This is a genomic window from Streptomyces sp. 7N604 (assembly GCF_052245475.1).
Classification (GTDB): Bacteria; Actinomycetota; Actinomycetes; order Streptomycetales; family Streptomycetaceae; genus Streptomyces.
In genome coordinates, this window is the sequence record NZ_JBQQBX010000002.1 from 252,422 (window position 1) to 277,798 (window position 25,377).

Below are 25,377 nucleotides of genomic sequence, written 5' to 3' on the forward strand. Positions count from 1 at the left end.
GTTCCCTTCGAGGCATGAACCATTTAGGCTCCGGGCACGTCCTCATGAACAAACCGGCAATCCAGCCGGGGGACGATGTAAGCAAGCAAGACCAGCGCGATGACCACGTAAGCCAAGGCAATACGGCTCATTCGCCGCCAACCGGCAGCGTCCAGCCGCCTCGGAAGCAAACTTTCGAGAAAAAGGCCCGAGCGGGAACGTTTACGGCCTGGTTGGATGTTGACCCTGGTACGACAGCTCGTCGAGCTAGAGAAGAGGCGACGTGACTACTGTTCTGACACCCGCGACTCCGCTGACGGCCGCTGACCGGTGCGACCGCTGCGGCGCCCAGGCGTACCTGCGCGTCGTCCTGATGAGCGGCGGTGAACTGCTCTTCTGCGCCCATCATGGCCGCAAGTTCGAGCCCGAACTCAAGAAGATCGCCGCGGAAATACAGGATGAGACGGAGCGCCTCACCACGGTGCCCGTGTCCGCGTCCGAGGACGAACGCTGACGCATCGCTGTCCGACGAGCCTCTGCCGGCCCAGGGCCGGCCGGTGGGCGGTCACCCTTGTGGACAAGGGGTGGCCGCCCGCTCTCGTCGGCTCCCGGCGGAATTGACCGCTCCATTTCACGGCCGCGCGCGTCATGGCTGTCAGGGTCACGACTTCAAGGCGGCCAGCCCGGATACCGCGGACACCCTCGTGTAGACGCCGGGGCTTCCCGGCTCCCCGCATCCACTGCCCCACGAGACCAGCCCGATCAGCCGGCCACGGGCCACGAGAGGCCCTCCACTGTCCCCCTGGCAGGCGTCCCGCCCGCCCCCGGCCTGCCCGGCGCAGACCATCGTCTCCGCCTCGTAGCGGCCCTCCTCCGTCCCCGGGTACGCCACCTCGCAGACCGCGTCGTTCAGCACCTGCACCCCGGCCGCGTGCAGCCGGGTCGTGTACGTGGACCGGCCCGTCGTATCGCCCCAGCCGTAGACCGCGGCCGCGGTGCCCGACTGGTAGGCGGCGTCACCGGCCTCCGCCATGGGGATCACATGGTTCCGGGGCAACGCCCGTGACAGCGTGAGCACCGCGACATCTCCGGAGTTGCTCTCCGCGTCGTAGTCCGGGTTGACCCAGATCCCCCGCACCGGGATCTCCCGACCGCTGTGACCCCGCAGGTCGTCGCGGTCCGCGATGACCTGAAGATCGCGTACGGCGCTCCGGTCCGTCCCCAGCACCTCCCGGCTCATGCAGTGCGCCGCGGTGAGGACCTTCGTAGGCCCGACCACCACCGCCCCGCAGAACTGCCCGGATCTCTTACCGCCGAACTGCTGGCGACTGCCCAGCGCCACGGCCCAGGGACTCTTGGCCACCGGAACCGGCTGCCCGCCTATGATCACGCCGTCCGCGGTGGCGGGGGCCGGCGTCGCGAGCGGCAGAGCCACGGCTGCGGACGTCAGCGCCAGCGCGCCGACGAGTACACGGGAGATGGGACGCATGCTGACTCCTGACTCTCTGGTGCACTGTGCACACCCAGAGTGACCCAAACGGGCGGAGAACGCACCCGGACGGACGCACCGGACAGCAACCGGCCCGGAACCCCGAGCGGGGTTCCGGGCCGGAAAGAGCAGCTCCGAGCGGTGCTGGTCCGCTGTCGGCCGTTCAATGCCGACGGCGCGCGCCGTGCCTCAGTCGAGGTAGTCGCGGAGCACCTGCGAGCGGGACGGGTGGCGCAGCTTGGACATCGTCTTCGACTCGATCTGCCGGATGCGCTCACGCGTCACGCCGTAGACCTTGCCGATCTCGTCCAGCGTCTTCGGCTGGCCGTCGGTGAGGCCGAAGCGCATGGACACCACGCCGGCCTCGCGCTCGCTCAGCGTGTCGAGGACCGAGTGCAGCTGCTCCTGCAGGAGCGTGAAGCTGACCGCATCGGCGGGCACGACCGCCTCGGAGTCCTCGATGAGGTCACCGAACTCGCTGTCGCCGTCCTCGCCCAGCGGGGTGTGCAGCGAGATGGGCTCGCGGCCGTACTTCTGGACCTCGATGACCTTCTCGGGGGTCATGTCGAGTTCCTTGGCCAGCTCCTCCGGGGTGGGCTCGCGGCCCAGGTCCTGGAGCATCTGGCGCTGCACGCGTGCGAGCTTGTTAATGACCTCGACCATGTGCACCGGGATACGGATGGTGCGGGCCTGGTCGGCCATCGCGCGGGTGATCGCCTGACGGATCCACCAGGTGGCGTAGGTCGAGAACTTGTAGCCCTTGGTGTAGTCGAACTTCTCGACCGCGCGGATCAGACCGAGGTTGCCCTCCTGGATGAGGTCAAGGAAGAGCATGCCGCGGCCCGTGTAGCGCTTGGCCAGGGAGACCACGAGTCGGAGGTTCGCCTCGAGCAGGTGGTTCTTGGCGCGGCGACCGTCCTCGGCGATGATCTCCAGCTCGCGCTTGAGCTTCGGGGCCAGCTTGTCGGCGTTCGACAGCTTGTCCTCGGCGAAGAGGCCGGCCTCGATGCGCTTGGCGAGCTCCACCTCCTGCTCAGCGTTGAGGAGCGGGACCTTGCCGATCTGCTTGAGGTAGTCCTTGACGGGGTCGGCGGTGGCACCGGCCGCCGCGACCTGCTGCGCGGGGGCGTCGTCCTCGTCCTCGTCGGAGAGCACGAAGCCCTCGTTCTCGGGGCCGGCCTCGGCGCCCTCCACCGCGGGCTTGCCGGGGGCAGCGGCTTCCTCGATGGCCTCGTCGGCCTCGACCAGCTCCTCGGCTTCCTTCTTGACCGGGCCGACGGCGGCCTTCTTCGCCACCGTCTTCTTGGCCGCGGTCTTCTTCGCGGCCGTCTTCTTGGCCGCGGTCTTCTTCGCCGCGGTCTTCTTGGCGGGCGCCGCCTCCGCCTCGTCGGCGACACCGTCCGCAGCCTCGGCGGCAGCGGCGGTCTCGGCGGGGGCGGTGGCCTTCTTGGCCACGGACGTCTTCGCGGCGACGGTCTTGGTCGCGGTGCGCTTCGCCGGACTCTTCGCTGCGACGCTCTTGCGGGTGCGCTTGGGCGCCTCTGCGGCACTGACCATCAGCGTCACACCCTCCTCGTCGAGGACCTGGTTGAGGCTGCGCAGAACATTCTTCCACTGGGTTGGCGGAATCTGGTCAGCCTCGAAGGCCCGACGCACGTCGTCGCCGGCGATCTGCCCCTCAGCCTTTCCCCGCTCGATGAGCGCCATGACAGACTCGGACTCGGCGATCTCCGGCGGGAGCGTACGGGATGTGCTGGCCGACACGAACAACCTCTCGGAACGATGGGAACGGCTTCCGGCCCCGTCCACAGTGGACCGGAGCCGACGACCGCCGGCGGGGATGGACCGACGGCGCGGGCGGAACCGCAGAGCAACACAGCGTCGCGAACGACATCCGTATTCCCTCAGCAGCTATCACCTCTTAGGTCATCGCGCTGCCCCGAAGAGTGTTACGCCCAATCCACGTGGCCCGAGTCACACTTCGCAGCGGCCGTAAACCGGCCGTAATCGGGCGCATCGTCGCGATTGGCTCGCGTATCGGCCCCTGCCCCGCTCGGGCGGGCGCTCGGGCGGGGCAGGAGCCGATCCCGCGGTCGATGCTCATGTGCTCGCGCGGGCGTCGGTACGGGCGCCACTACGGGCGCCGGTACACGCGCTGCTGCCCGTGCTCGCGCCGGCGTCAGTGCTCGCGGGGTGCGGGCACGACACGCTCCACCTCCGGGTGGACGGTGAGCAGCTGGCGCATGGCCGCCTCCGCCCCGGCGGCGTCGCCGGAGCCGAGCGCCTCCACGATCCGCGAGTGGAGCCCGATGGTGGCCTCGGTCGGCCGGTCGCAGCCGGTGGCGGGCCCGCCGGAGACCTGGAGCGCGGACGACACGATCCCGGAGAGGTGCTCCAGCATGCGGTTGCCGCTGAGCTGGAGCAGGAGGCCGTGGAACTCGGTGTCGGCGCGCGAGAAGGTGAGGGTGTCGCCCTGCGCCAGGGCGTGCCCCATGATCTCGACCATGTCGGCGAGCCGCTGCTGGACCTCCTCCCGGCCGTGGCCCGCGGCGAGCCGGGCGGCGAGCGGTTCGATGGTCCAGCGGAGCTCGCACAGCTCCCGGCGCTGATCCTCGCGCTGCGGCCCGAAGGCCCGCCACTCGATGATGTCCGGGTCCAGCAGGTTCCAGTCGCTGACCGGGCGGACCCGGGTGCCGACGTTGGGGCGGGCGCTGACGAGGCCCTTGGCCTCGAGGACGCGGAGCGACTCGCGTACGACGGTCCGGGAGACCTCGAAACGCTGGCCGATCTCCTCGGGGACGAGCGGGCGGTCGGCTCCCAGGTCTCCGGAGACGATCATCTGGCCCAGCTGCTGGACGAGTTGGCCGTGCAGCCCTCGGCCGCGGCTGCCGGTCGCCCGGCGGCCGACTCGGCCCATCTCCGCGTCGGACCCGTCCCATGAGGGACTGCCGGTTCGGTCGGCGCCCGGGGCTTCGCCGTAGGGGTAGCGGTCAAGCTCGCCCGGACCGGGGAGGCCGGAGTCGACGGGGCGAGCCGCGGTCATCATGGTGTGCGCAAGGGTACTCACGCATCCTTTGTCGGCGGCGCTCCGGGCAGCCTTGAGGTCTTTGGTGAAAAGCACACGAAAGGGTGATCGCCCATCACCTCATAATTGACGCCTAATCGGAAGGAAATGGGCTATCTCCGCTGGGTTGTGGGCAGTTCGCGTGCCACCCGGCGGAGCAGGGGCCACCAGGCCGCCTTGCCACGCAACACCGCGACCAGGTAAGCGCCGACCAGGGCGCAGAGCGACAACGCCAGGGCCTGGCCCACCGGTTGGGCACCGAGGCGCAGCGCGCCGGTGACCCAGCGGTCGACGCCGCCCGGCCACTGCAGCAGGCTGGTGGACCGCAGGCGGTCGGACAGCCCGGCGAGCGGGTACGCGGCGGGGCCCACCGGAATCGCCCGTACCGCAGGGACGACGAGCATGGGCACCGCCAGCACCGCGGCGATCCCCGTCGCCGTCGAGCGGAACAGCCCTGCGGCGAGCAGCCCGGCCCAGGTGCAGCCGATGACGAGTCCGGCCCATCCGGCCGCCGCCACGGGCCAGTCGGGCGGCAGCCGGACCGCCTCACCGCCGAAGACGAGCCGCAGCGCTGCGGCGTTGACGGCGGCGGAGACGATCGCGAGAACGGCCGCGGCGGCGGTACAGACGACGAGCTTGGCGACCAGCAGTCCGAGCCTGCGCGGCACCGGGCTGTTGACGTGGGTGAGCGCGGGGTAGCGGAACTCCTGCCCAAAGGCGAGCGCCCCGAGCAGCCCGGCCCCGAACGCGGCGGGCGGGAGCGGGAGTTCGCCCGGCCAGCCCGCGAGCAGGCGGGCAGGCGGGGCGTCGCTGATACGGGCCGTCAGCAGCGCGAGGAGGAGGCCGGCGGCGAGCGTGGTGGCCGCGGCGATCCAGCTGGTCCATACGCCGCCGGCGCGGCGCAGCTCGTAACGAAGGAGCCAGGCGGAACCGGGCTGCGCGACCTGGGCGATCTCGGCGTCGGGGGACGGGGAGGGTGATGGTGATGGTGGCGTGGAGGACTCTGGAGTCGGTGAGGGCTTTGGAGTGAACGGTGATTCCGGGGTGGTCCCAGAGGTCAGGGCTGCTGAGGCAGCCGGGGCTGCCGTGGAGCTCGTGGCACCCGCGGAGCGCGTGGACTCCGTAGCGGGATCAGCCGGGGCATCCGGAGACTCCGGGCCATCCGGAGGGTTCGGGGAGGTGGGGGACTCTTGGGGACCGGGCGCGGCAGCGGGCTCTTGGGGAGCGGGAGCGGCAGCGGATTCCCCTGGGGCTCGAGGGTGGTCGCGCTGTACGGGCGGGGCTTCGGCCGCTGGAGCGGTTGGCGCCGAGGAGGGTGCGGAGCGGCCGTCGGCGCGGTCGAGCGGAGGAGGGACGGGTCCGGAGTCACCGACCTCGTCCGCGAGTTGATGCACGAGAATGCCGTGGCGGAAGGCCAGCTCACCCACGGCTGCACAGCTGCTGCCGTAGACACAGATACGTGTCCCGCTCTCGTGCACGACCTCCGAGGGGCCGTCGGGGCGCATCTCGTCGGTGAGCAGGGCGGCGAGGCGGGCGGCGTGCGGGGAGCGGACGGCGACCCGGGGACGCAGCCGGGTGCGGGCGAAGTCGGCCGCCTTCTGGTCGGCCACGAGGCGGCCACGGTGGATGGTGACGACCCGGTCGGCGATGCGAGCCGCCTCCTTGGGGTCGCGGGCGGTGATCAGGACGGCACTGCCCTGCGCCGCGCAGCGCCGCAGCATTCCGTGCAACCAGGCCGCCTCGCGCGGCGACAGGCCGTGCCCCGGCTCGTCGAGTACGAGCGTGTGCGGGTCGCCGATCAGGGCGACGGCCAGACCGAGCCTGCGGTCCATGCCGCGCGAGAGCGATCCGAGCCGCTGATCGGCGATACCGCTGAGGCCGACGAGATCCAGCACGGCGTCGGCCCGTTGGGCGGGAACTCCGGCTGCGGCGCCCAGCATGCGCACGTGGCTGCGTGCCGTACGTGCGGGATGGCCGGGAACGTCACCGAGCACCACGCCGACCTCGCGGGTGGGGTGCGGGATCCGGTCCAGGGGGCGGCCGCGGAAGAGGGCGACGCCGCGGCCCGGCTCGAGTTGGAGCAGGACACGCAACGCCGTTGTCTTGCCCGCGCCGGGACCACCCAGCAGGGCGGTGACGTGCCCGGCACGGGCCTCGAAGGTCAGGTCGTCAACGGCGGGCGGGGCGCTGCGCCGGGGGGCACTGGTCAGTCCGATGGCCTGAATCATCGCTTCTCTCGCGGGGGACGGGAGACTGCTCGGCGGCTGCGGGCCTTACCCGAGATACCGGAGCAAGATAACGCGATATGTCCTACTTTCCCGGGCGGCGCGCAGCACTTGGCGTGTGCCGCGTGGTTGCTGGGCCTTCCCCGCCGGAAGCGCACCGCGCTCCCGCGCGCAGGGGGTGCCGCCCCAGACTTCCGCGTTCTTCGCCCAGGAGCAGGCGGTCGCCTCAGACCTCGGGGCGCAGCATCGGCGGGTTGAGGAGCGTCGCGCCGCCCGCGCGGAACAGCTGGGCCGGCCGTCCGCCCTGACGGGTCGTCGTACCACCGGTCGGTACGAGGAAGCCCGGCGTCCCGGTCACTTTGCGGTGGAAGTTGCGCGGATCGAGAGCCACTCCCCAGACCGCTTCGTAGACCCGGCGCAGCTCGCCGACGGTGAATTCCTGGGGACAGAACGCCGTGGCCAGAGAGGAGTATTCGATCTTGGAGCGCGCGCGCTCCACTCCGTCTGCGAGGATCTGCGCATGGTCGAAGGCCAGGGGGGCGACCTGCTCCCCGTCCCGCCCGAAGCCACCTTCCTGGCCGAGCAGGTCCTCCACTGGAGCCCAGCGCGCGCTGTGCGCGTCCCCGCCGGGACGCGGGGCAGGCAGGTCGGGCGCCAGTACGAGATGCGCCACGCTGACAACCCGCATGCGGGGGTCGCGCTTGGGGTCGCCGTACGTGGCGAGCTGTTCGAGGTGAGCTCCGTTGACGGGGGACGGGCCCGAGGGGTCGTGCGCCAGCAAGCCGGTCTCCTCGGCCAGCTCGCGGGCTGCGGCGGCCGCGAGGTCCTCGTCGGGCCGCACGAATCCACCGGGCAGGGCCCACCGCCCCTGGAACGGTGGCTCACCACGGCGCACGGCCAGCGCACACAGCGCGTGCCTGCGCACGGTGAGCACGACCAGGTCGACAGTGACGGCGAAGGGCGGAAAGGCCGACGGGTCGTAGGGCGCCATGCGGTGATCATAGTCGTCTCCCTGACGATAAACAGGTCCTTGCGTGGCCCCGTGCGCCGGGGGCTGCGGATTGCTCCGCGCGGGCCCCGGCGGCCGGCCCCGTCCAGCGCCGGGGCCTCGTCCGCTGGCATCATGATCCGCTCCCGGTCCGCCGTTGGCCGGTGCGGCGGCCGCTCGTGCCGCTCCGGACCGCGTGTCCGTCGGGCCGGGTCCGGCCACGGGGGCGGCCGGACGGCGACCGCGGTGGCATTCGGTCGCGTCGACCGGCCTCGCGCCCGGCTCGTTCCTGGCGGAGGCACCGGCGCAGCAGCTCCGGATCAAGGCCCTCGTTGGCGCCCTGGTGCAGCAGCTTGGCGAACAGGTAGTCCGGGTCCGTGCGGAGCGCCATGCCGAGGGCGACCCGAGCCGCGGGTTCGTCGCCCGTGGACATGGCCACCCAACCGGCGAGCGTCAGCGGGGCCGCGGCGTGATCGCCGTATGCACCGACGCAGCGCCGGGCGATCGCCCTCCACACCCGCAGTGCCGCTTCGGCCTCGGGGCCTTCCATCCACTCCGCGGCGCGGTCCCGTGTCGTGCGGTCCTGTAGCCCGAGGATGATCGCGGCGGCTTCCGCGTCGGTGACCAGGGCATCGTCACGCGCATCGGCCTCCGGGTGGCTGCCCGACGCCGGTGAGTCGGCGAACCGGTCCAGCAGCCGCTGGACGAGGCCGAGCGTCTCCCCGCAGACCGTCTCCCGGTCCACTCCCCCGAGAATCCGGGGAACCAGCTCCGCGGTGGCCGCATCCAGCGCCTCCTCCTGCGCTGCCACGACCGGTTCGGATGCCGTGAGGGGCGCGAGCCTGGCTTCCATGTCGCGCAGCGAGCCGCGCACCTGAATCCCGGCATAGGTGGCGGCCGCCGCCATCACGGACGTGCCGGGCAGGGCGAGCGGAGTGCCCTCCGCTGGGCAGCAGCGCACGTCGGGGCAGCAATACGACCAAAATCGGCCGTCGGAGATGCAGAGCGCTTCGAGCACCGGCACGTCGAGTTCGCCGCACGCCGTGCGCAGTTGCTGGGCCAGCGGCCGCAGCCGCTCCATCACGTCCTGCCCGTTCTCCCCCGGCTCCGGGTCCTGACACAGGAAGACGATGATGCCCTCGGGCCGGGACAGGCGCTTCTCGCTGCCCGACACCAGGCATTCGGCGAGCTGGCCCGCGACATCCGGCCACTCGCCGGGGCTGCTGGGAATACCGAGCCGGAGACGCGCGCCGAAACGGCCGCGGTCGCCGTGCAGAGCGACGAGGACGACGCTGTCGTCGGGGTGAAAACCCATCAAGTACGGGAGCGCGTCGGCGAGTTCCGCCGGACTGCGCAGGGTGATCTGGTCGATGGCGGACGGCTGCGAGGGTTCGATGTGCTGCGTCATGCGACGACCGTGCCGTCCGGCCGCCCGGTCGCGAAAGCCCTGTGGATAACTCCCGAATATTGTCCTACGAATTCTGTGGACGAGGGTTTTCCACAGGCAGATGGTCTCGTTCGCGCGATGTCGGTGCCATCGGGTTGCATGGGGGCATGAGCAACGAAGACCTGCGTTCGTCGGCCGATGCCGTACTCGCCCGCCTCGTCGGCGACCCGGGCGGGACCGCCCAGCTGCGCGAGGATCAGTGGCGTGCGATCGAGGCGCTGGTCGCGGAGCGCCGCCGGGCCCTGGTCGTCCAGCGCACCGGCTGGGGCAAGTCGGCGGTGTACTTCGTCGCCACGGCCCTGCTGCGGGCCGCCGGCAGCGGGCCCACGGTGATCGTCTCGCCTCTGCTCGCGCTCATGCGCAACCAGATCGAGGCCGCCGAGCGCGCCGGTATCCGCGCGCGCACCATCAACTCCGCGAACACCCAGGAGTGGGACGCCGTCCAGGCGGAGGTGGCCGCAGGTGAGGTCGACGTCCTGCTGGTGAGCCCGGAGCGGTTGAACAACCCGGACTTCCGCGATCAGGTCCTGCCGAAACTCGCCGCCAGTACCGGGCTGCTCGTGGTCGACGAGGCGCACTGCATCTCGGACTGGGGACATGACTTCCGGCCGGACTACCGGCGGCTGCGCACCATGCTCGCCGACCTGCCACCGGGCGTGCCGGTGCTGGCCACCACCGCGACGGCCAACGCCCGGGTCACCGCGGATGTCGCGGAGCAGCTCGGCACCGGCGGGGCGGCGTCGGAAGCCCTTGTCCTGCGCGGCCCGCTGGACCGCGAGAGCCTCAGCCTCGGCGTGCTGCGGCTGCCCGACGCCGCCCACCGGCTGGCCTGGCTCGCCGACCACCTCGCAGAGCTCCCGGGCTCGGGGATCATCTACACGCTGACGGTGGCGGCGACCGAGGAGGTGGCGGCGTTCCTGCGGCAGCGCGGGCACACCGTCGCCTCGTACTCCGGAAAGACCGAGGACGCCGACCGCCGGGCGGCCGAGGCCGACCTGCTCGGGAACCGGGTGAAGGCGCTGGTCGCCACCTCGGCGCTCGGGATGGGCTTCGACAAGCCGGACCTGGGGTTCGTCGTGCACCTCGGCTCGCCGTCCTCGCCCATCGCGTACTACCAGCAGGTGGGGCGTGCCGGACGCGGTGTTGAGCACGCCGAGGTGCTTCTGCTGCCCGGTCCCGAGGATGAGGCGATCTGGCGCTACTTCGCCTCGCTGGCCTTCCCCGCCGAGGAGCAGGTCCGGCGCACGCTCGATGTGCTCGCCCAGGCAGGGCGGCCGCTGTCCCTGCCCGCCCTGGAGCCCCAGGTCGACCTCCGGCGGTCACGGCTGGAGACGATGCTCAAAGTCCTCGACGTGGACGGGGCGGTGCACCGGGTGCGCGGTGGCTGGACGGCCACGGGCCGGCCATGGGTGTACGACGCCGAGCGCTACGCATGGGTGGCCCGGCAGCGTGAGGCCGAGCAGCAGGCGATGCGCGACTATGCCGCCACGGATGCGTGCCGCATGGAGTTCCTGCGGCGGCAGTTGGACGACGAGGCCGCGGCTTCCTGCGGGCGCTGTGACAACTGTGCGGGCGCGCGCTTCACCGCCGAGGTCTCCGCGGGCTCCCTGGAAGCCGCCCGTGGCGAGCTCGGCCGTCCCGGAGTCGAGGTGGAGCCGCGCCGGATGTGGCCGACCGGGCTGGCCGCCGTGGGCGTGGACCTCAAGGGCCGGATCCCCGCTGCCGAACAGGCTGCGCCGGGGCGGGCCCTGGGGCGTCTCTCCGACATCGGATGGGGAAACCGGCTGAGGCCGATGCTCTCCGCGCAGGGCCAGGACGGGCCGGTTCCGAGGGACGTAGCTGAAGCGGTCGTGACCGTGCTCGCCGACTGGGCGAAGGGACCCGGCGGTTGGGCATCAGGGGCTCCGGAAGCCCCCAGCCGGCCCGTCGGCGTGGTCACCCTTGCGTCACGCACCCGTCCGCAGCTGATCGGGAGCCTGGGCGAACACATCGCGGCGGTCGGCAGGATGCCCCTGCTCGGCTCGGTCGTCTATGCGGACGAGACGACGGACACCAGGGTGCCGCGCACCAACAGCGCGCAGCGGCTCCGGGCGCTGCACGGCGCGCTGATGGTGCCCCCCGAGCTCTCCGATGCGCTGGACGCCGCCCGCGGGCCGGTGTTGCTGGTGGACGATCTGGCCGACACGGGCTGGACCCTCGCCGTGGCTGCCCGGCTGCTCCGCAAGGCCGGGGCCGAGGGAGTCTTTCCGCTGGTCCTCGCTGTGCAGGGGTGATCCGGGAAGCATCGCAGGGATATAGGCGGCGCATCGCCAGATACCGGTCGTCGGCGCCAATTGCTCATTGCCGCCTGCGAGTACGCCCGCAAGAATTGGCAGTGTCCCCCGCACCGGCCTGCCGCAGTTCGGAAGCGCACTGTCGTGGTGCGCCCGAACAGGCTCCGCCCGGCATCGCGGGCGAGCAGACGCAGACGAAGGGAGGACCGTGACCTCCGGCTTCGCTCCGCCGTCCGCCGCGTCCCTCTCCGCTGCCGCGGGCTCCCCGTCCAGGCTGGGCCGGATGCTCGAGCCCGCGGAGTGGGCGGCGGCCGGTATCCCTCTGCTGCGCAACCCCCGCGAGGTCGTCACCGGCCTCCACAGCCGCCATCTGCCGACGCCGTCGACCGCAGTGGTCGCCGTTCTCGAAGCGGACGAGCGAGTCGCCGCGAGCGCGTCCTTCAGCCGCCTCGCGAGCGCGGCCGACGGCTGGGTGTTCCGGAACTCCCTGCTGACGCAACTCCGCCGGATCATCCCGCACGACCTGCGCCGCCGCGTGCCCGTCCGCACGGCCGTACTCATCTACTGCCGGGACGGCGACGGCCGGTGGACCGAGGAGGACGGCGCGTGGATGTGGGGGCTGCGCGACGCCTGCACACTGCACGGGCTGCGCTGTGGCGCGTACATCACGCTGACGCGGGAGGGCTGGCAGGTGCTCGGCGAGGGACGCGCCGGCCGCCGCCCCCACGCGTCCTCCCGCCCGGAAGAGAACCACGAAGTCGTCGAGCGATGGGACGCGGTCACTGCCGCGGCCCTGCGTTCTGCGGGAGAGGGCGCGGGGACGCTGCGCCACGCGGCGGCGCACTGACGGCCGTACGGGGTCCCGTACCCGGGTATCCGCGCAAGGCGTCACCGCACAGGCCATCGCCGTACGCCGCCCACGCGCCGCGCCGGGTGCCGGGAACCCGACGGTCAGACTCCGGCGCCGATGAGCGAGTTGATCCGCTGCGGGTCGCCGCAGACGATCAGCAGCACGCCCGCCCGGGACATGGCCGCGGGCAGCGCACGGGCAATGGCGTCGTCCGCCCCGCCGTTCACCGCCACGACCACAACGGGGCGGCTCGCCGCGCGCTCTGCTGCCGCCGCGTCCGCGTAGAAGACGTCGTCGTGGGCGTCGTGCTGAGCCCAGTACGAGTCCTCGCCGAAGGACAGCTCGTGCGCCGCCCACGGATGCTGCTCGCCCGTGGTCAGCAGGAGGACGTCCTGCGGGGCGCGGCCGGAGTCCAGCAGCAGGTCCACGGCCTCCTCGGCCGCGTCCAGCGCTCCTTCGGCGGATGCGGGGATCAACTGGATCTGCGGGACCTGGTCGGACGCCGCGGGCGTGGCCGCGTCGCGCGAGCCGCGCTGGACGGGTGGTGCGGCGTGGCCGCGCTGCGGACCGGGAGGACCGGGCCGCATCGGGGCAGGCCGGGGGCCGGGACCGGGAACAGGACGGGGGGTCGGCGCGGATCGGCCGGCGGCCGGAGTAGCGCGGGGACCCGGGACACTCTCGTGAATCTGAGGCTCCTCGGGGATGAGAGGCATGAGCTGATGTCTATCAAACGCCGGTGCGGTACGCATCGGCGGGGCGGGGTAGAAATCGGGCAGCCGCTCAGAACTCGAAGCCGAGCTGCCCTCCGGATTCCAGCTCCTCATCCCCTGTCCAGCCCCGCTTCAGCTTGAGGTGCTGCCAGCGGGGCAGCGCGTCCCAGTAGGCCCACGACATGCGGTGGTAGGCAGTGGGCCCCAGCTTCTCCAGGGCGGCGCGGTGCACCGGCGAGGGATATCCCGCATTGGCGGTGAAGCCGAAGTCCGGGCACTCCAGGCCCAGTTCCGCCATCATCGCGTCCCGGCGCACCTTCGCGATCACCGAGGCGGCGGCGACCGCGACACACTTCTGGTCACCCTTGATGACCGTACGGACCCGCCAGGGCGCTCCCAGGTAGTTGTGCTTGCCGTCGAGGATCACCGCGTCGGGCTGCACCGGCAGCGCCTCGAGCGCCCGCAGCGCCGCGAGGCGCAGGGCCACGGTCATCCCCAGCTCGTCGATCTCGTGCGGGGAGGAATGGCCCAGTGCATGTGCGGTCACCCACCCCTCGAGAACCCCGGCCAGCTCGGTGCGGCGCTTGGGGGTGAGCAGTTTGGAGTCCGTGAGACCCTCGGGCGGACGCCGCAGCCCGGTGACGGCGGCGCACACCGTGACCGGACCGGCCCAGGCACCGCGCCCGACCTCGTCGATGCCGACCACGATGCGGGCACCGGTGGTGGCGCGCAGTGAGCGCTCAACGGTGTGAGTAGGCAGTTCGTAGAGCATGACGCCATCAGATTACGCCGCCTGGGCGGCCCCGTGGCAGGTGGGCATCAGCCGGGGTGCGGGCGCAGCAGCGGCACCATCACCTCGTCGACGAACTCGGTGATCTCTTGCTTCGGCAGTTCGCTGCTGCACACCTTGGACCGGTACATCATGAGGGCAGGGAGCACATCGGCGACATGCTCGCCGGTGGCGTCGGGCCGTACGTCGCCGCGCTTGATTCCGCGCCGGACGACCTCGCCGATGAGCCGCTTGCCCGGCATGACCACCCCGTTCAGGATCAGGTCGAGGAAGCGCTCCGCGGACGAGCTGTCGCATTCGTGAAGGACGGAGCGCAGCGCGTAACCCGGTCGCGAGAACATCGCGTCGCGCAGACCGCAGCTCAGGTGGATGAGATCGTCGCGCACGCTGCCGCAGTCCGGGGGGCTGTCGAGCGTGGGCAGGCCCGCCCGCAGCGCGTCGGCGACGAGGTCCTCCTTGGACGCCCAGCGGCGATAGACGGCCGCTTTGCCCGTCTGTGCCGCCGTGGCGACCCCTTCCATGGTGAGGCCGCTCCAGCCCACGGTGCTCAGCTGGTCGAGCGTGGCGTCGAGGATGGCTCGCTCGAGCACGGGGCCACGGCGGCGCAGGGACACCGGCGGTGCCTCGGCGGTCGTCCGGCGTGAAGTGGCCATCGAATTCACTCCGTTGGGAATTTTTCTAGTGAACGGTTGCGTTCACTGAGTGCGGGTGACTACTGTCGGTCATGCAGTGAACGGCACCGTTCACTAAGTCTGTTATGGGGGAACCGTAGTGACAACCTCTCAGTTAGCGGCTCCACGCAAGCCGGGCGCCGCACGTCGGGAAGGCCGGCCGGGTGTCGCCCTCGCCGTCATCGCCGCCTGCCAACTCATGGTGGTACTCGACGCCACGATTGTGAATATCGCGCTCCCGCACATCCAGGAGGCGCTCAGCTTCTCCACCACTGACCTCTCGTGGGTTCTCAGCGCCTACACGCTGACGTTCGGCGGGCTGCTGCTGCTCGGCGGGCGCGCGGGCGACATTCTCGGCCGCCGGCGCGTGTTCATAACGGGCATCCTGATCTTCACGCTCGCCTCCTTGCTCGGCGGATTCGCCCAGGAGCCCTGGCAGTTGCTCACCGCCCGCGCCCTGCAGGGAGTCGGCGGCGCCATCGCCTCGCCCACCTCGCTCGCCCTGATCACCACCACGTTTCCCGAAGGGCCGGAGCGTAACCGGGCGTTCGGGGTCTTCGCCGCGGTGTCCGCCGGAGGCGGTGCGATAGGACTGTTGGCGGGCGGCATGCTCACTGAGTGGCTCGACTGGCGCTGGGTGCTGTTCGTCAATGTTCCGATCGGCATCCTGATCGCCGCACTCGCCCCGGTCTACATCAGCGAGTCGCAGCGCCACCCCGGCCGCTTCGACTTCGCCGGTGCGCTGACCTCCACCACCGGTATGGCCTCGCTGGTCTACGGCTTCATCCGTGCGTCGGAGGAGGGGTGGCGGGACGAGCTGACCCTCGGGGCATTCGCGGCGGCGCTGGTGCTGCTGGCCGCGTTCGCCCTGATCGAGCAGCGGGCACGGGAGCCGATCACGCCGCTGAAGATGTTCGCCGACCGGAACCGCTCCGGCACGTACGTGATCATGCTGAGCCTCTCGGCGGCGATGTTCGGCATGTTCTTCTTCATCGTGCTCTTCGTGCAGAACGTGCTGCAGTACACCCCGATCGAGGCGGGCCTCGCCTTCCTTCCCGTGACCGCGGCCATCGCGGTGGCGGCCGGGCTGTCGCAACGCCTGCTGCCCGCCCTTGGGCCCAAGCCGTTCCTCGTGGTGGGCTCGCTGATCACCGCGGTCGGCATGAGCTGGCTCACCCTGATCGGGCCCGACAGCTCGTACGCGGGCGGGGTGCTGGGCCCGATGCTGCTGTTCGGCTTCGGCATGGGCCTCAACTTCGTGACGCTGACGCTCACCGCGGTGTCCGGAGTCGCGCAGCACGAGGCGGGTGCCGCATCCGGTCTGCTCAATGCGACGCAGCAGGTCGGCGGTTCACTGGGCCTGTCGATTCTGGTCACGGTCTTCGGCACGGCGAGCCGGAACGAGGCGGAGCGCCAGGTCCCGTCCTTCATGGCGCAAGCCACACCCGGGCAGAAGGCGGAGTTCGCCAAGTCCCATGAGCTGCCGGCCCCCTGGGGTCACCATGTGCTGGCCGAGGGCATATCCACGGCCTTCGTCGCAGGTGCGGGCATGGTCCTGCTCGCGCTGGTCATCGCGGTCGTGGTGGTCCGGGTGCGGAAGAGCGATCTGGAGGCGCTCGGCGGTGTCGCCGGTGCCGGCGGCCCTGTCGCCTGATGCGACCGCCCCCCGGCCTCCTCGTGTGTGGGGTACGGAAGGGGGCCGGGGGCTCGGACAGGACAGGGCTCGAACCGACGGGCCGGGCGGGACGGGCTCAGGGCGGGAGGGCTAGTAGGCCTCGCGCTCGCCGCCGTACAGCCCGGCGCGGTCGCAGGAGTCCGTGCCCGCAAGCGGACGGTCCCGAAGGATGGCGCGGGCCCGGTGCTCCCCGAGACTCGTGGCGTACCAGGGCTCATCTGCGGACTGCAGATTACGGTCGATGTCCCGCAGGGCACAGGAGCGCTCCGGCTCGGGCAGCCCGTCGAGGGCGGGCACGGCGTCCGCCGACAGGTCCTGCAGATACTCGAGGTCGATCTTGCCGGTGCGCTCGTACCGTTCGATGTTCTGCTCGGCCACGAGCCCGTCCGGTGACAGCAGTCCGAAGGCCAGCACGGCGGCTGCCGCACTTCCGACCACGGCCCTGGGCAGCCACCGGCCGCCGGCAACACCTGCGACCATGATCAGCACGATGACAAGGCCGAGCCAGAACTCGACTCCGGCCACTGAAATCCTCAGCCGGGTAAGGCCGTAGGCATCGACGTACAGATCCATACGCCGCAGGGCGGAGGCGACCACGACCAGCGTGAGAGCACAGAGCGTACCGAGCACGGCGCGGACCAGCGTCCGGTCCCGCTGACCCCCGCGCGGGGCCAAGCGCAGCGCCACCGCGATGACGACCAGAGTGAGGAGGGTTGCCCAGAGCAGCTGCCAGAAGCCCTGACGGGCGTACTGCGCATACGTCAGCCCCGTCTCGCTGAGCACCTTGTCGTATCCGCCGAAGAGTACGGCGAGTTGCACGGCGATGAAGGCAGCGAAGAGTGCGTTGAGCACGACCAGGGGCAGGGCCCACTCGATCCTGCCGCGCGGTCGGCCCGGCCGGCCCTTGATCCGGTCCCAGCGCAGCGGTGCGGCGGCCGTACGTGCCGCGGCGAGCGCACCGAAGAGCCCGAGGAGGAAGAAGAAGGCACGGACCGGACTGTCCCCGATGGTCACATCGGGCGCCAGGCCGCCGAGCAGGTCGGCGAAGGCGGCATCGGCACCCGCGAAGAGCGCACCGAAGACGACCAGGAGGGCGGCCGCCACGCCCGCCGTACGGACCACAGGCCACCAGCGGTCCCGGGTACCGTCGGCTCGCTCGCGCAACCCCTGCCAGGCCCACCGGCCGCCGGGCACCAGCGCGCCCAGCACGCCGACCGAGCCGAGCAGGGCGCCTCGCCAGGTGCGGCCTCCGTGCAGGGCGAGTGACCCGAGAGCGAGAGCCGCGAGGAGGGCGAGGAAGGCGGGCCATCCGGCGTCGCGCAGGGCGGGCACCGCGAGCAGGGCCAGCCCGCCGACCGCCCACACCAGGGTCCAGGGCCGGATCCGGCGGCCCGCGGCATGGGCGGCGAAGGCTGCGGTGAAGGCTGCTGCCCCCGCCACGATGAGGAGGTTGACGCCTATCCCTTCTTGCAGCAGCAGGGCGCTCAGGCCCGCTGTGGCGAAGGCGGCCCACAGGGTGGCTGGGCCGATCGGGGCCGGCGGGTCGGGCTGGATGTCCAGGCGCCACTGCGGTGCCGGCGGGCGGACGGGGCTCCACTGCACCCCGCTGTCCTCGTACGCCTGCGGTTTCCGGAGACGAGCCGGGACCTCCGCATGGGCCTCCGCCGGGCTCTCCTGCGACTCCGGTATGGCGTCTTCCGGCTCCTCGGCCTCCTGGGCCGACTCGGCATCCGGGTCAGACCCGGCTGCGTACTGGTCGTGCGGCATCGCCTCGTGCGGCTTCGCTCCCTCGGCCGCCTGCCCCTTCGGCTCCGGAGCGGTGGACTGCTGATCTGACACGGGACCCCCTCCCAGCCGGGCTCGTTCGCAGCGCTGCGGCGCACACGGCCCGGCATCTCGTTTCGGCACGTACCTGTCAAGATCGACACGGCGACGTGGCCGTCAGCGTAAGCCCAGTTCCGGCCATGTGGCGTCGCTCCACCCATCCGTGGGGCAAGCTGTGGCCCGACCGTGACGGAGGATCCCGCCGACCGAGACGCACGACGAGACCAGGCGGCAGCGGTTGGAAGGCCAGAGGGCCAGGAGCCAGAGGTTGGAGGTCAGACCTTTACGGCCGGGGTCCAGTCCGGGAGCGGCTCGGTGCGTTCCTGCCACTGGGGCGGCGGAGCACCGGCGTCCGTGGCCGCAACGATGCCGCCCACGATCGCGCAGGTGGTGTCCATATCGCCGCCGACCTGAGCCGTGGTCCAGAACGCCCCCGCGTAGTCGTCGAGGTGGCGGGCCGCGGCCCAGAGCGTGAACGGCACGGTGTCGTGCGCGCTCGTGCGACGGCCGGAGCCGAGGACGGCCGCGACCGTGCCTGCGTCGCCGTAGTCGAGCATGTCGCGAGCGCGCCGCAGACCCGCCTGCACGGCGCTCCGCGGCACGAGCTCGATCACGCCGTCCAGCAGCGCCTCCGGCGCCGGGAGGCCGTCCGGGTCCGCGACCAGGGCCGCCCCTGCGGCGACCGCCATCGCCCCCGCGACCGCCTCGCGGTGCTGGTGAGTGGTGTAGGAGGAGATCTCCGCCTGGTGCGTGGCCTGCTCCACGTCACCGGCGTACCAGGCGCCGAGCGGAGCGATCCGCATCGCGGCGCCGTTGCCCCACGACCCCTGCCCGTTGAAGAGCGCGGCGGCGAGCTCACGCCAGTCGCCGCCCTCCCTTATCAGCCGCAGCATCCGGTTCACGGCCGGGCCGTAGCCGCGGTCGAAGTCGTGGTGCTCGGCGAAGGACCGGGCGAGCGCGTCCTGGTCGATCCGGCGGTGCGCCACCAGCACGGAAAGGACCGAGCAGGCCATCTCGGTGTCGTCCGTCCACTGCCAGACGCCGGGAGGCAGCTCCCGCCGCTTCAGCGCGGGATAGTTCGACGGCACGAAGAACTGGGAGCCCAGGGCGTCGCCCACGGCCAGCCCCCGCAGGCTCGCGAGGGCACGCTCGCAGCGTCGCGTAAGAGTGGGATCAGCGGTCATCGCCCTGACACTCTAGCCGGTGACGTCGTACGACTCCGGGGTGCACCAGCGCTCGAAGGGCCGGTCCAGGTGGTACCTGCCTCCGGGTTCCAGGACCAGCGTCCGGAACTCTCCGTTACCCGGATTCGACAGGGACTCGAACTCCGCCACGGTCCAGTGGAACCAGCGCATGCAGAACAGCCGCATGGTCAGACCGTGTGTGACCAGAAGCACATTGGGCGGGTGGTCGGGGTCCTCGAAGCTGCGGTGCAGGCTCTCCAGGAAAGCGCCCACCCGGTCGTAGACGTCCGCGCCGGACTCCCCCTGCGCGAAGCGGTAGAAGAAGTGCCCGTACGCGTCGCGGTAGACCTTCTGCAGCCGCACGTCCTCGGCGTCCTGCCAGTTGCCCCAGTCCTGCTCCCGCAGCCGCGGCTCCTCCCGCATCCGCACCCGCCGGGGGTCGAGGTCCAGCGCCTTGAAGGTCTGGTGGGTCCGCCGGTACGGGGAGACGTACGCGCTGATGCGCTCCTCGCCGAACATCGCACGCAGCCGGACCCCGGCCTCCTCCGCCTGGCGCCAACCGGTCCGTGTCAGATGCAGCGCGTGATCCGGCAGCCGCTCGTAGACCGTGTCGTCGGCATTGCCCTCCGACTCTCCGTGCCGGAGGAGGACGATGCGCCGGGGCCGTGCCATGCGGCCACCATAATTCGCCGGTCCGGGGATCGCCGTGCCCTCAGACCGCCCAGGTCGGTTCGAGGGCCACGACATCACCGGCGAGTGCGGATATGTCGGCCTCGAGCTGGGTCCGCAGCGCCAGCCGCTCCACGCGCTCCTGGCGGTACTTCCCGTGCTCCGCTGCGGAGTCCCACAGCGACAGCACCAGGAACTCGTTCCCGGGTGCCTCCCCGAAGACCCCGCGCAGCATGCCGGGCGACCCGGCCATCGCCGGGTTCCACACCTTCTCCTGCATGAGCGTGAAGTGCTCCACCCGGTCCTCGCGGACCCGGCAGTGGGCCACCCGTGCCACATCGGCGTCCGAGAAGACCGGCTTGAATCCGACCTTCACATCGAAGCGGTGCTCGAAAAGCCGGAACCGGGCGTCCTTGAAGGTGCCGGACTGGGCAGCCGCGAGCCGGTCGTGCGACCGCGCCATGAAGGAATCGTAGAAGGCCCGGCTCTCCCAGAAGGCGAAGAGATGCGCGACGTCGGGCCGCACCCGGCTCCAGCCACCGCCCTGCCCCCGGAACCCCGGCTCGCCGAGCAGCCCCGCCCATTTCCGCTGCCCCCGCTCGAACCCCCGGCGGTCCACCACGGTACAGCGAATCCACTTGACCAGCACCGCGCCATCGTAGTGGGAGCCGGCCGGCGGCCGGCTCCCACTCGTCAATCATTCGCGATCAGCTGATCAGCTGCAGCCGCTGGTCGAGCCGCAGCCCTCGCACAGGTAGCAGCTGCCCGCGCGGCGCATCTTGGTGCCGCAGGAGAAGCACAGCGGGGCGTCGGCGTTCAGGCCGAGCTGCATCTCGACCAGCTCCGTGGAGCTGTGCGCCTCCTTCGGGGCGGGCACGGCTGCCGTCACCTCGGGCTTCGGCGACGACGGCGAGGTCTTCCTGGGGACCTCGACATGGCGCGGTGCCGACTGGGCGAGTCCCTCGACGTCCATCTCGTCGTCGGACGGCTCGTACGAGCCGGTCTCCAGGTGGCGCTGGCGCTCCTCGGCCGAGTGGATGCCGAGCGCGGAGCGGGTCTCGAACGGCAGGAAGTCCAGCGCCAGGCGGCGGAAGATGTAGTCGACGATCGACTGCGCCATCCGCACGTCCGGGTCGTCCGTCATGCCGGCCGGCTCGAAGCGCATGTTGGTGAACTTCGAAACGTACGTCTCCAGGGGCACGCCGTACTGCAGGCCCACGGAGACGGCGATCGAGAAGGCGTCCATCATGCCCGCGAGGGTCGAGCCCTGCTTGGACATCTTCAGGAAGACCTCGCCGAGGCCGTCGTCCGGGTAGGAATTGGCCGTCATGTAGCCCTCGGCGCCGCCCACCGTGAAGGACGTGGTGATGCCGGGGCGGCCCTTCGGGAGGCGCTTGCGGACCGGCCGGTACTCGACGACCTTCTCCGGCACCGGCTCCGCCTGCTCCGCGGCCTTCTCCTCCTTCTTCTTGGCGGAGAGGGGCTGGCCGACCTTGCAGTTGTCGCGGTAGATCGCGAGCGCCTTCAGGCCGAGCTTCCAGCCCTCGAAGTAGATCTCCTCGATCTCCTCGACCGTGGCCGACTCCGGCATGTTCACGGTCTTGGAGATGGCGCCCGACAGGAACGGCTGGGCCGCCGCCATCATGCGCACATGGCCCATCGGCGAGATGGAGCGCTCGCCCATCGCGCAGTCGAAGACCTCGTAGTGCTCGTGCCGCAGACCCGGGGCGTCGATGACGTTGCCGTGCTCGGCGATGTGGGCGACGATCGCCTCGACCTGCTCCGGCTGGTAGCCGAGCCGCTTCAGCGCCTTCGGGACCGTGTTGTTCACGATCTGCATCGAGCCGCCGCCGACCAGCTTCTTGAACTTGACCAGGGCCAGGTCCGGCTCGACGCCCGTGGTGTCGCAGTCCATCATCAGGCCGATGGTGCCCGTGGGGGCCAGCACGGAGGCCTGGGCGTTACGGAAGCCGCTCTTGTCGCCGAGGCGGATGACGTCCTGCCACGCCTCGGTGGCAGCGGCCCAGACCGGGGTGTCCAGGTCGTCCATGCGCTTGGCCGCGGCGTTGGCGTCCGCGTGCTGCCTCATGACGCGCTTGTGGGCGTCGGCGTTGCGGGCGTAGCCGTCGTACGGGCCGACGACCGCGGCCAGCTCGGCGGAGCGCTTGTACGAGGTGCCGGTCATCAGCGAGGTGATGGCACCCGCGAGCGCCCGGCCGCCGTCCGAGTCGTACGCGTGGCCGGTGGCCATCAGCAGCGCGCCGAGGTTGGCGTAGCCGATGCCCAGCTGGCGGAACGCGCGCGTGGTCTCGCCGATCTTCTGGGTCGGGAAGTCGGCGAAGGAGATGGAGATGTCCATCGCCGTGATGACCAGCTCGACGACCTTCGCGAAGCGGTCGGCGTCGAACGACTGGTTGCCCAGGTCGTCGTCGCGCAGGAACTTCATCAGGTTCAGGGAGGCGAGGTTGCACGAGGAGTTGTCCAGGTGCATGTACTCGCTGCACGGGTTGGAAGCGGTGATCCGGCCCGTCTCCGGGGATGTGTGCCAGTGGTTGATCGTGTCGTCGTACTGAATGCCGGGGTCGGCGCATGCCCAGGCGGCCTCGGCCATCTTGCGGAACAGGGCCTTGGCGTCGACCTCTTCGATGACCTCACCGGTCATGCGGGCGCGCAGCCCGAACTTCGAGCCGGACTCGTACGCCTTCATGAACTCGTCGTTCACGCGGATCGAGTTGTTGGCATTCTGGTACTGGACGGAGGTGATGTCCTCGCCGCCCAGGTCCATGTCGAAGCCCGCGTCGCGCAGGGCGCGGATCTTCTCCTCCTCCTTCACCTTGGTGTCGATGAAGGCCTCGACGTCCGGGTGGTCCACGTCCAGGACGACCATCTTGGCCGCGCGGCGGGTGGCACCACCGGACTTGATCGTTCCTGCGGAGGCGTCGGCACCGCGCATGAAGGAGACCGGCCCGGAGGCGTTGCCACCGGAGGAGAGCAGCTCCTTGGAGGACCGGATGCGGGAGAGGTTCAGGCCGGCACCGGAGCCGCCCTTGAAGATCATCCCCTCTTCCTTGTACCAGTCGAGGATCGACTCCATGGAGTCGTCGACGGAGAGGATGAAACAGGCGGACACCTGCTGCGGCTGCTTCGTGCCGACGTTGAACCAGACCGGGGAGTTGAAGCTGAACACCTGGTGCAGCAGGGCGTAGGTGAGCTCGTGGTCGAAGATCTCGGCGTCTGCCGGGGAGGCGAAGTACCCGTGGTCCTCGCCCGCCTTGCGGTAGGTCCTGACCACGCGGTCGATGAGCTGCTTCAGGCTGGACTCGCGGACGGGCGAACCGACGGCGCCGCGGAAGTACTTGCTCGTGACGATGTTCACCGCGTTCACCGACCAGAAGTCGGGGAACTCGACGCCGCGCTGCTCGAAGTTGACCGATCCGTCACGCCAGTTGGTCATGACGACGTCACGGCGCTCCCAGACCACCTCGTCGTACGGGTGCACGCCGGGGGTGGTGTGGATGCGCTCGATACGCAGCCCCTTGCTCGCCTTGCTGCCTTTGGCACGGGAGCTTCGTGCCGGGCCGCTCGTCGTCTCTGTCATGCCGCCTCCCTAAAAGGGCATAACGCCCTGATGTGCCTTTTTCTTCCCCTAGGCACGGTGTCTGTCTGATGCCCCGGCGCTCCAGCGCGCCCCGGGCAGGTCTGGTGTCCGCCGCTAGTCGGCGGCGCCGGCCGGCGCGGGGACATCGGCGTCCTCCGCGGGCCCACCGGTGTCGGCCGTCCTCCGCTGCTCGCGCAGCTCCGCGACCGCGGCCTCGAAGTCCTCGAGCGAGTCGAACGCCCGGTACACGGACGCGAACCGCAGGTAGGCGACGAGGTCGAGCTCCTGGAGCGGGCCGAGTATCGCGAGCCCTACGTCATGGGTGGACAGCTCGGCGCTGCCGGTGGCGCGCACCGCCTCCTCGACCCGCTGGCCGAGTTTGGCGAGGGCGTCCTCCGTGACGGGCCGCCCCTGACATGCCTTGCGCACGCCGGCGATGACCTTGTCACGGCTGAAAGGTTCGGTGACTCCGCTCCGCTTGATCACCATGAGTGACGCCGTCTCCACGGTCGTGAAGCGGCGGGAGCAGTCAGGGCACTGACGACGCCTGCGGATCGATGTCCCGTCGTCGGTGGTCCGGCTGTCCACGACGCGACTGTCCGGGTGCCTGCAGAAGGGGCAGTGCATGAGATCCCCACCCTCCCCTCGAACCCTCTGAACGTCGTACGACACAGCACAGCTGCACGGCTCCGCAGGGCCTCGGAAGGCCCTTGGGAACAGCCTCAAGCATAGGCGATATCCGCGGCCACGGAGGCCTCGGGACCACAACTTGTAGGTGGCTGCCGCCAATGAAACCACTAGATCTGGTGGTCGTCCGTCAAGCGCACACCCCGCGCGTGTCGCGCCGCCGCGGCGCCCATGAGACTACGGGAGGGAGCCCGGCTACCCACACCCGGGGCGGGGTGCCACACTGGGTGACACCCCGGCAACAGTGCATGGCCGTGCCGCATGGACCCGATCCGGACGAAGGGCGCACTCCGCAAGGAATCGGCTTTCCGCCTATACACCTGAACGCTTGATCACGTCAGCCGATCTGCGAAATTTCACTCGAACGTGTGTTTGGCGCAACCTTTCGAAACCAACTACCGTTGTGCCACTAGGGAGAACCATTTCGAGAGGGGCCGACGTGACCACCACCGCAGACAGCGCCACCATCACCGCCCAGGACCGCTCCCAGCACCGATTCGAGCAGAGCCACCCGATGAATGACGCGACCACGAATCCCGAGGGGCAGAAGCCCGTGCGCTCGCTCCCCGGCCGACCTCCAGGAATCCGCGCCGACAGCTCAGGCCTCACGGACCGCCAGCGCCGGGTCATCGAGGTCATCCGGGACTCGGTGCAGCGGCGCGGTTACCCTCCGTCCATGCGCGAGATCGGCCAGGCGGTGGGCCTCTCGAGCACCTCGTCCGTTGCCCATCAGCTCATGGCCCTGGAGCGCAAGGGCTTCCTGCGCCGCGACCCGCACCGGCCGCGGGCGTACGAGGTCCGGGGGTCGGACGGCCCGGCGAGCCAGCCGACGGACACGACCGGCAAGCCCGCCGCGTCCTACGTCCCGCTGGTCGGCCGGATCGCGGCCGGCGGTCCGATCCTCGCCGAGGAGTCGGTCGAGGACGTGTTCCCCCTCCCCCGCCAACTGGTCGGTGACGGCGAACTGTTCGTGCTGAAGGTGGTCGGCGACTCGATGGTCGAAGCGGCGATCTGTGACGGCGACTGGGTCACCGTGCGCCGCCAGCCGGTCGCGGAGAACGGTGACATCGTGGCCGCCATGCTCGACGGCGAGGCCACCGTGAAGCGCTTCAAGCGGGAGGACGGCCATGTGTGGCTGCTCCCCCACAACTCCGCGTACCAGCCGATCCCCGGTGACGAGGCCACGATCCTCGGCAAGGTGGTGGCGGTGCTGCGGCGGGTCTGACGTACCCCCTCACGACCGGGCCCCGGAAC

The 25,377-nt window shown here is 70.8% G+C and carries 20 protein-coding genes; 5 read left to right on the plus strand and 15 right to left on the minus strand.

Annotation, left to right across the window (positions count from 1 at the left end):
• Positions 1–262 precede the first annotated feature (262 nt).
• Complete coding sequence (locus tag ACTWP8_RS03325; protein ID WP_443315517.1) at positions 263–493, plus strand: DUF7455 domain-containing protein; 231 nt, start codon at positions 263–265, stop codon at positions 491–493.
• Between the two features lie 147 nt (positions 494–640).
• Here ACTWP8_RS03325 and ACTWP8_RS03330 read toward each other — a convergent pair whose 3' ends face one another.
• The 6 genes from ACTWP8_RS03330 to ACTWP8_RS03355 all read right to left on the minus strand — a co-directional run bounded on the left by ACTWP8_RS03330 (position 641) and on the right by ACTWP8_RS03355 (position 9,153).
• Entirely contained in the window at positions 641–1,468 is an 828-nt protein-coding gene (locus tag ACTWP8_RS03330; protein WP_443320631.1) for a S1 family peptidase, read from the minus strand.
• Between the two features lie 189 nt (positions 1,469–1,657).
• A complete protein-coding gene (locus ACTWP8_RS03335; RefSeq protein ID WP_443320632.1) occupies positions 1,658–3,232 on the minus strand; it encodes an RNA polymerase sigma factor in 1,575 nt (524 codons plus the stop codon).
• A 415-nt stretch (positions 3,233–3,647) separates the two neighbouring features.
• Positions 3,648–4,589 (minus strand): FadR/GntR family transcriptional regulator, encoded by a 942-nt coding sequence (locus tag ACTWP8_RS03340; protein ID WP_443320633.1) that lies wholly within the window; start codon positions 4,587–4,589, stop codon positions 3,648–3,650.
• A 56-nt stretch (positions 4,590–4,645) separates the two neighbouring features.
• Positions 4,646–6,760 carry an ABC transporter ATP-binding protein gene (locus ACTWP8_RS03345; RefSeq protein WP_443320634.1) on the minus strand — a complete coding sequence of 705 codons (2,115 nt, stop codon included), beginning with the start codon at positions 6,758–6,760 and terminating at the stop codon, positions 4,646–4,648.
• Between the two features lie 223 nt (positions 6,761–6,983).
• On the minus strand, positions 6,984–7,748 hold the full coding sequence (locus tag ACTWP8_RS03350; RefSeq protein ID WP_443320635.1) for an NUDIX hydrolase: 765 nt from the start codon (positions 7,746–7,748) through the stop codon (positions 6,984–6,986).
• A 130-nt stretch (positions 7,749–7,878) separates the two neighbouring features.
• Positions 7,879–9,153, minus strand: a complete 1,275-nt coding sequence (locus ACTWP8_RS03355; RefSeq protein WP_443320636.1) for a DUF4192 domain-containing protein — start codon at positions 9,151–9,153, stop codon at positions 7,879–7,881.
• A 146-nt stretch (positions 9,154–9,299) separates the two neighbouring features.
• Between ACTWP8_RS03355 and ACTWP8_RS03360 the strand changes: the two genes are divergently transcribed.
• Positions 9,300–11,465, plus strand: coding sequence for a RecQ family ATP-dependent DNA helicase (locus ACTWP8_RS03360; RefSeq protein ID WP_443320637.1), 2,166 nt, complete (start codon positions 9,300–9,302; stop codon positions 11,463–11,465).
• A 208-nt stretch (positions 11,466–11,673) separates the two neighbouring features.
• Positions 11,674–12,312, plus strand: coding sequence for a hypothetical protein (locus ACTWP8_RS03365; RefSeq protein WP_443320638.1), 639 nt, complete (start codon positions 11,674–11,676; stop codon positions 12,310–12,312).
• A gap of 104 nt (positions 12,313–12,416) precedes the next feature.
• Here ACTWP8_RS03365 and ACTWP8_RS03370 read toward each other — a convergent pair whose 3' ends face one another.
• From ACTWP8_RS03370 to ACTWP8_RS03380, 3 genes are all read right to left on the minus strand, one after another.
• Entirely contained in the window at positions 12,417–13,028 is a 612-nt protein-coding gene (locus tag ACTWP8_RS03370; protein ID WP_443320639.1) for a hypothetical protein, read from the minus strand.
• A gap of 67 nt (positions 13,029–13,095) precedes the next feature.
• Positions 13,096–13,797 carry a ribonuclease HII gene (locus ACTWP8_RS03375; protein ID WP_443320640.1) on the minus strand — a complete coding sequence of 234 codons (702 nt, stop codon included), beginning with the start codon at positions 13,795–13,797 and terminating at the stop codon, positions 13,096–13,098.
• A gap of 47 nt (positions 13,798–13,844) precedes the next feature.
• A complete protein-coding gene (locus ACTWP8_RS03380; RefSeq protein WP_443315528.1) occupies positions 13,845–14,468 on the minus strand; it encodes a TetR/AcrR family transcriptional regulator in 624 nt (207 codons plus the stop codon).
• 118 nt (positions 14,469–14,586) lie between these two features.
• On the opposite strand from ACTWP8_RS03380, the gene ACTWP8_RS03385 reads away from it, so the two are divergent.
• Positions 14,587–16,140 (plus strand): MFS transporter, encoded by a 1,554-nt coding sequence (locus ACTWP8_RS03385; RefSeq protein WP_443315529.1) that lies wholly within the window; start codon positions 14,587–14,589, stop codon positions 16,138–16,140.
• 111 nt (positions 16,141–16,251) lie between these two features.
• Here the strand turns inward: ACTWP8_RS03385 and ACTWP8_RS03390 are convergent, their stop codons facing one another.
• The 6 genes from ACTWP8_RS03390 to nrdR all read right to left on the minus strand — a co-directional run bounded on the left by ACTWP8_RS03390 (position 16,252) and on the right by nrdR (position 24,063).
• Positions 16,252–18,000, minus strand: coding sequence for a DUF4153 domain-containing protein (locus ACTWP8_RS03390; protein ID WP_443320641.1), 1,749 nt, complete (start codon positions 17,998–18,000; stop codon positions 16,252–16,254).
• Positions 18,001–18,260: 260 nt separating this feature from the next.
• Positions 18,261–19,169: an ADP-ribosylglycohydrolase family protein gene (locus ACTWP8_RS03395; protein ID WP_443320642.1), complete on the minus strand. Its 909-nt coding sequence runs from the start codon at positions 19,167–19,169 to the stop codon at positions 18,261–18,263.
• Between the two features lie 12 nt (positions 19,170–19,181).
• Entirely contained in the window at positions 19,182–19,841 is a 660-nt protein-coding gene (locus ACTWP8_RS03400) for a histidine phosphatase family protein (RefSeq protein ID WP_443320643.1), read from the minus strand.
• A 40-nt stretch (positions 19,842–19,881) separates the two neighbouring features.
• The gene (locus ACTWP8_RS03405; RefSeq protein WP_443320644.1) at positions 19,882–20,487 is read right to left on the minus strand and encodes a YdbC family protein; all 606 of its coding nucleotides are present in this window, start codon (positions 20,485–20,487) and stop codon (positions 19,882–19,884) included.
• 66 nt (positions 20,488–20,553) lie between these two features.
• Positions 20,554–23,436 (minus strand): vitamin B12-dependent ribonucleotide reductase, encoded by a 2,883-nt coding sequence (locus tag ACTWP8_RS03410; RefSeq protein WP_443320645.1) that lies wholly within the window; start codon positions 23,434–23,436, stop codon positions 20,554–20,556.
• Between the two features lie 114 nt (positions 23,437–23,550).
• Positions 23,551–24,063: a transcriptional regulator NrdR gene (gene nrdR / locus ACTWP8_RS03415; RefSeq protein ID WP_443315535.1), complete on the minus strand. Its 513-nt coding sequence runs from the start codon at positions 24,061–24,063 to the stop codon at positions 23,551–23,553.
• A gap of 499 nt (positions 24,064–24,562) precedes the next feature.
• Between nrdR and lexA the strand changes: the two genes are divergently transcribed.
• Entirely contained in the window at positions 24,563–25,348 is a 786-nt protein-coding gene (gene lexA / locus ACTWP8_RS03420) for a transcriptional repressor LexA (protein ID WP_443315536.1), read from the plus strand.
• The last annotated feature ends 29 nt before the right edge of the window (positions 25,349–25,377 follow it).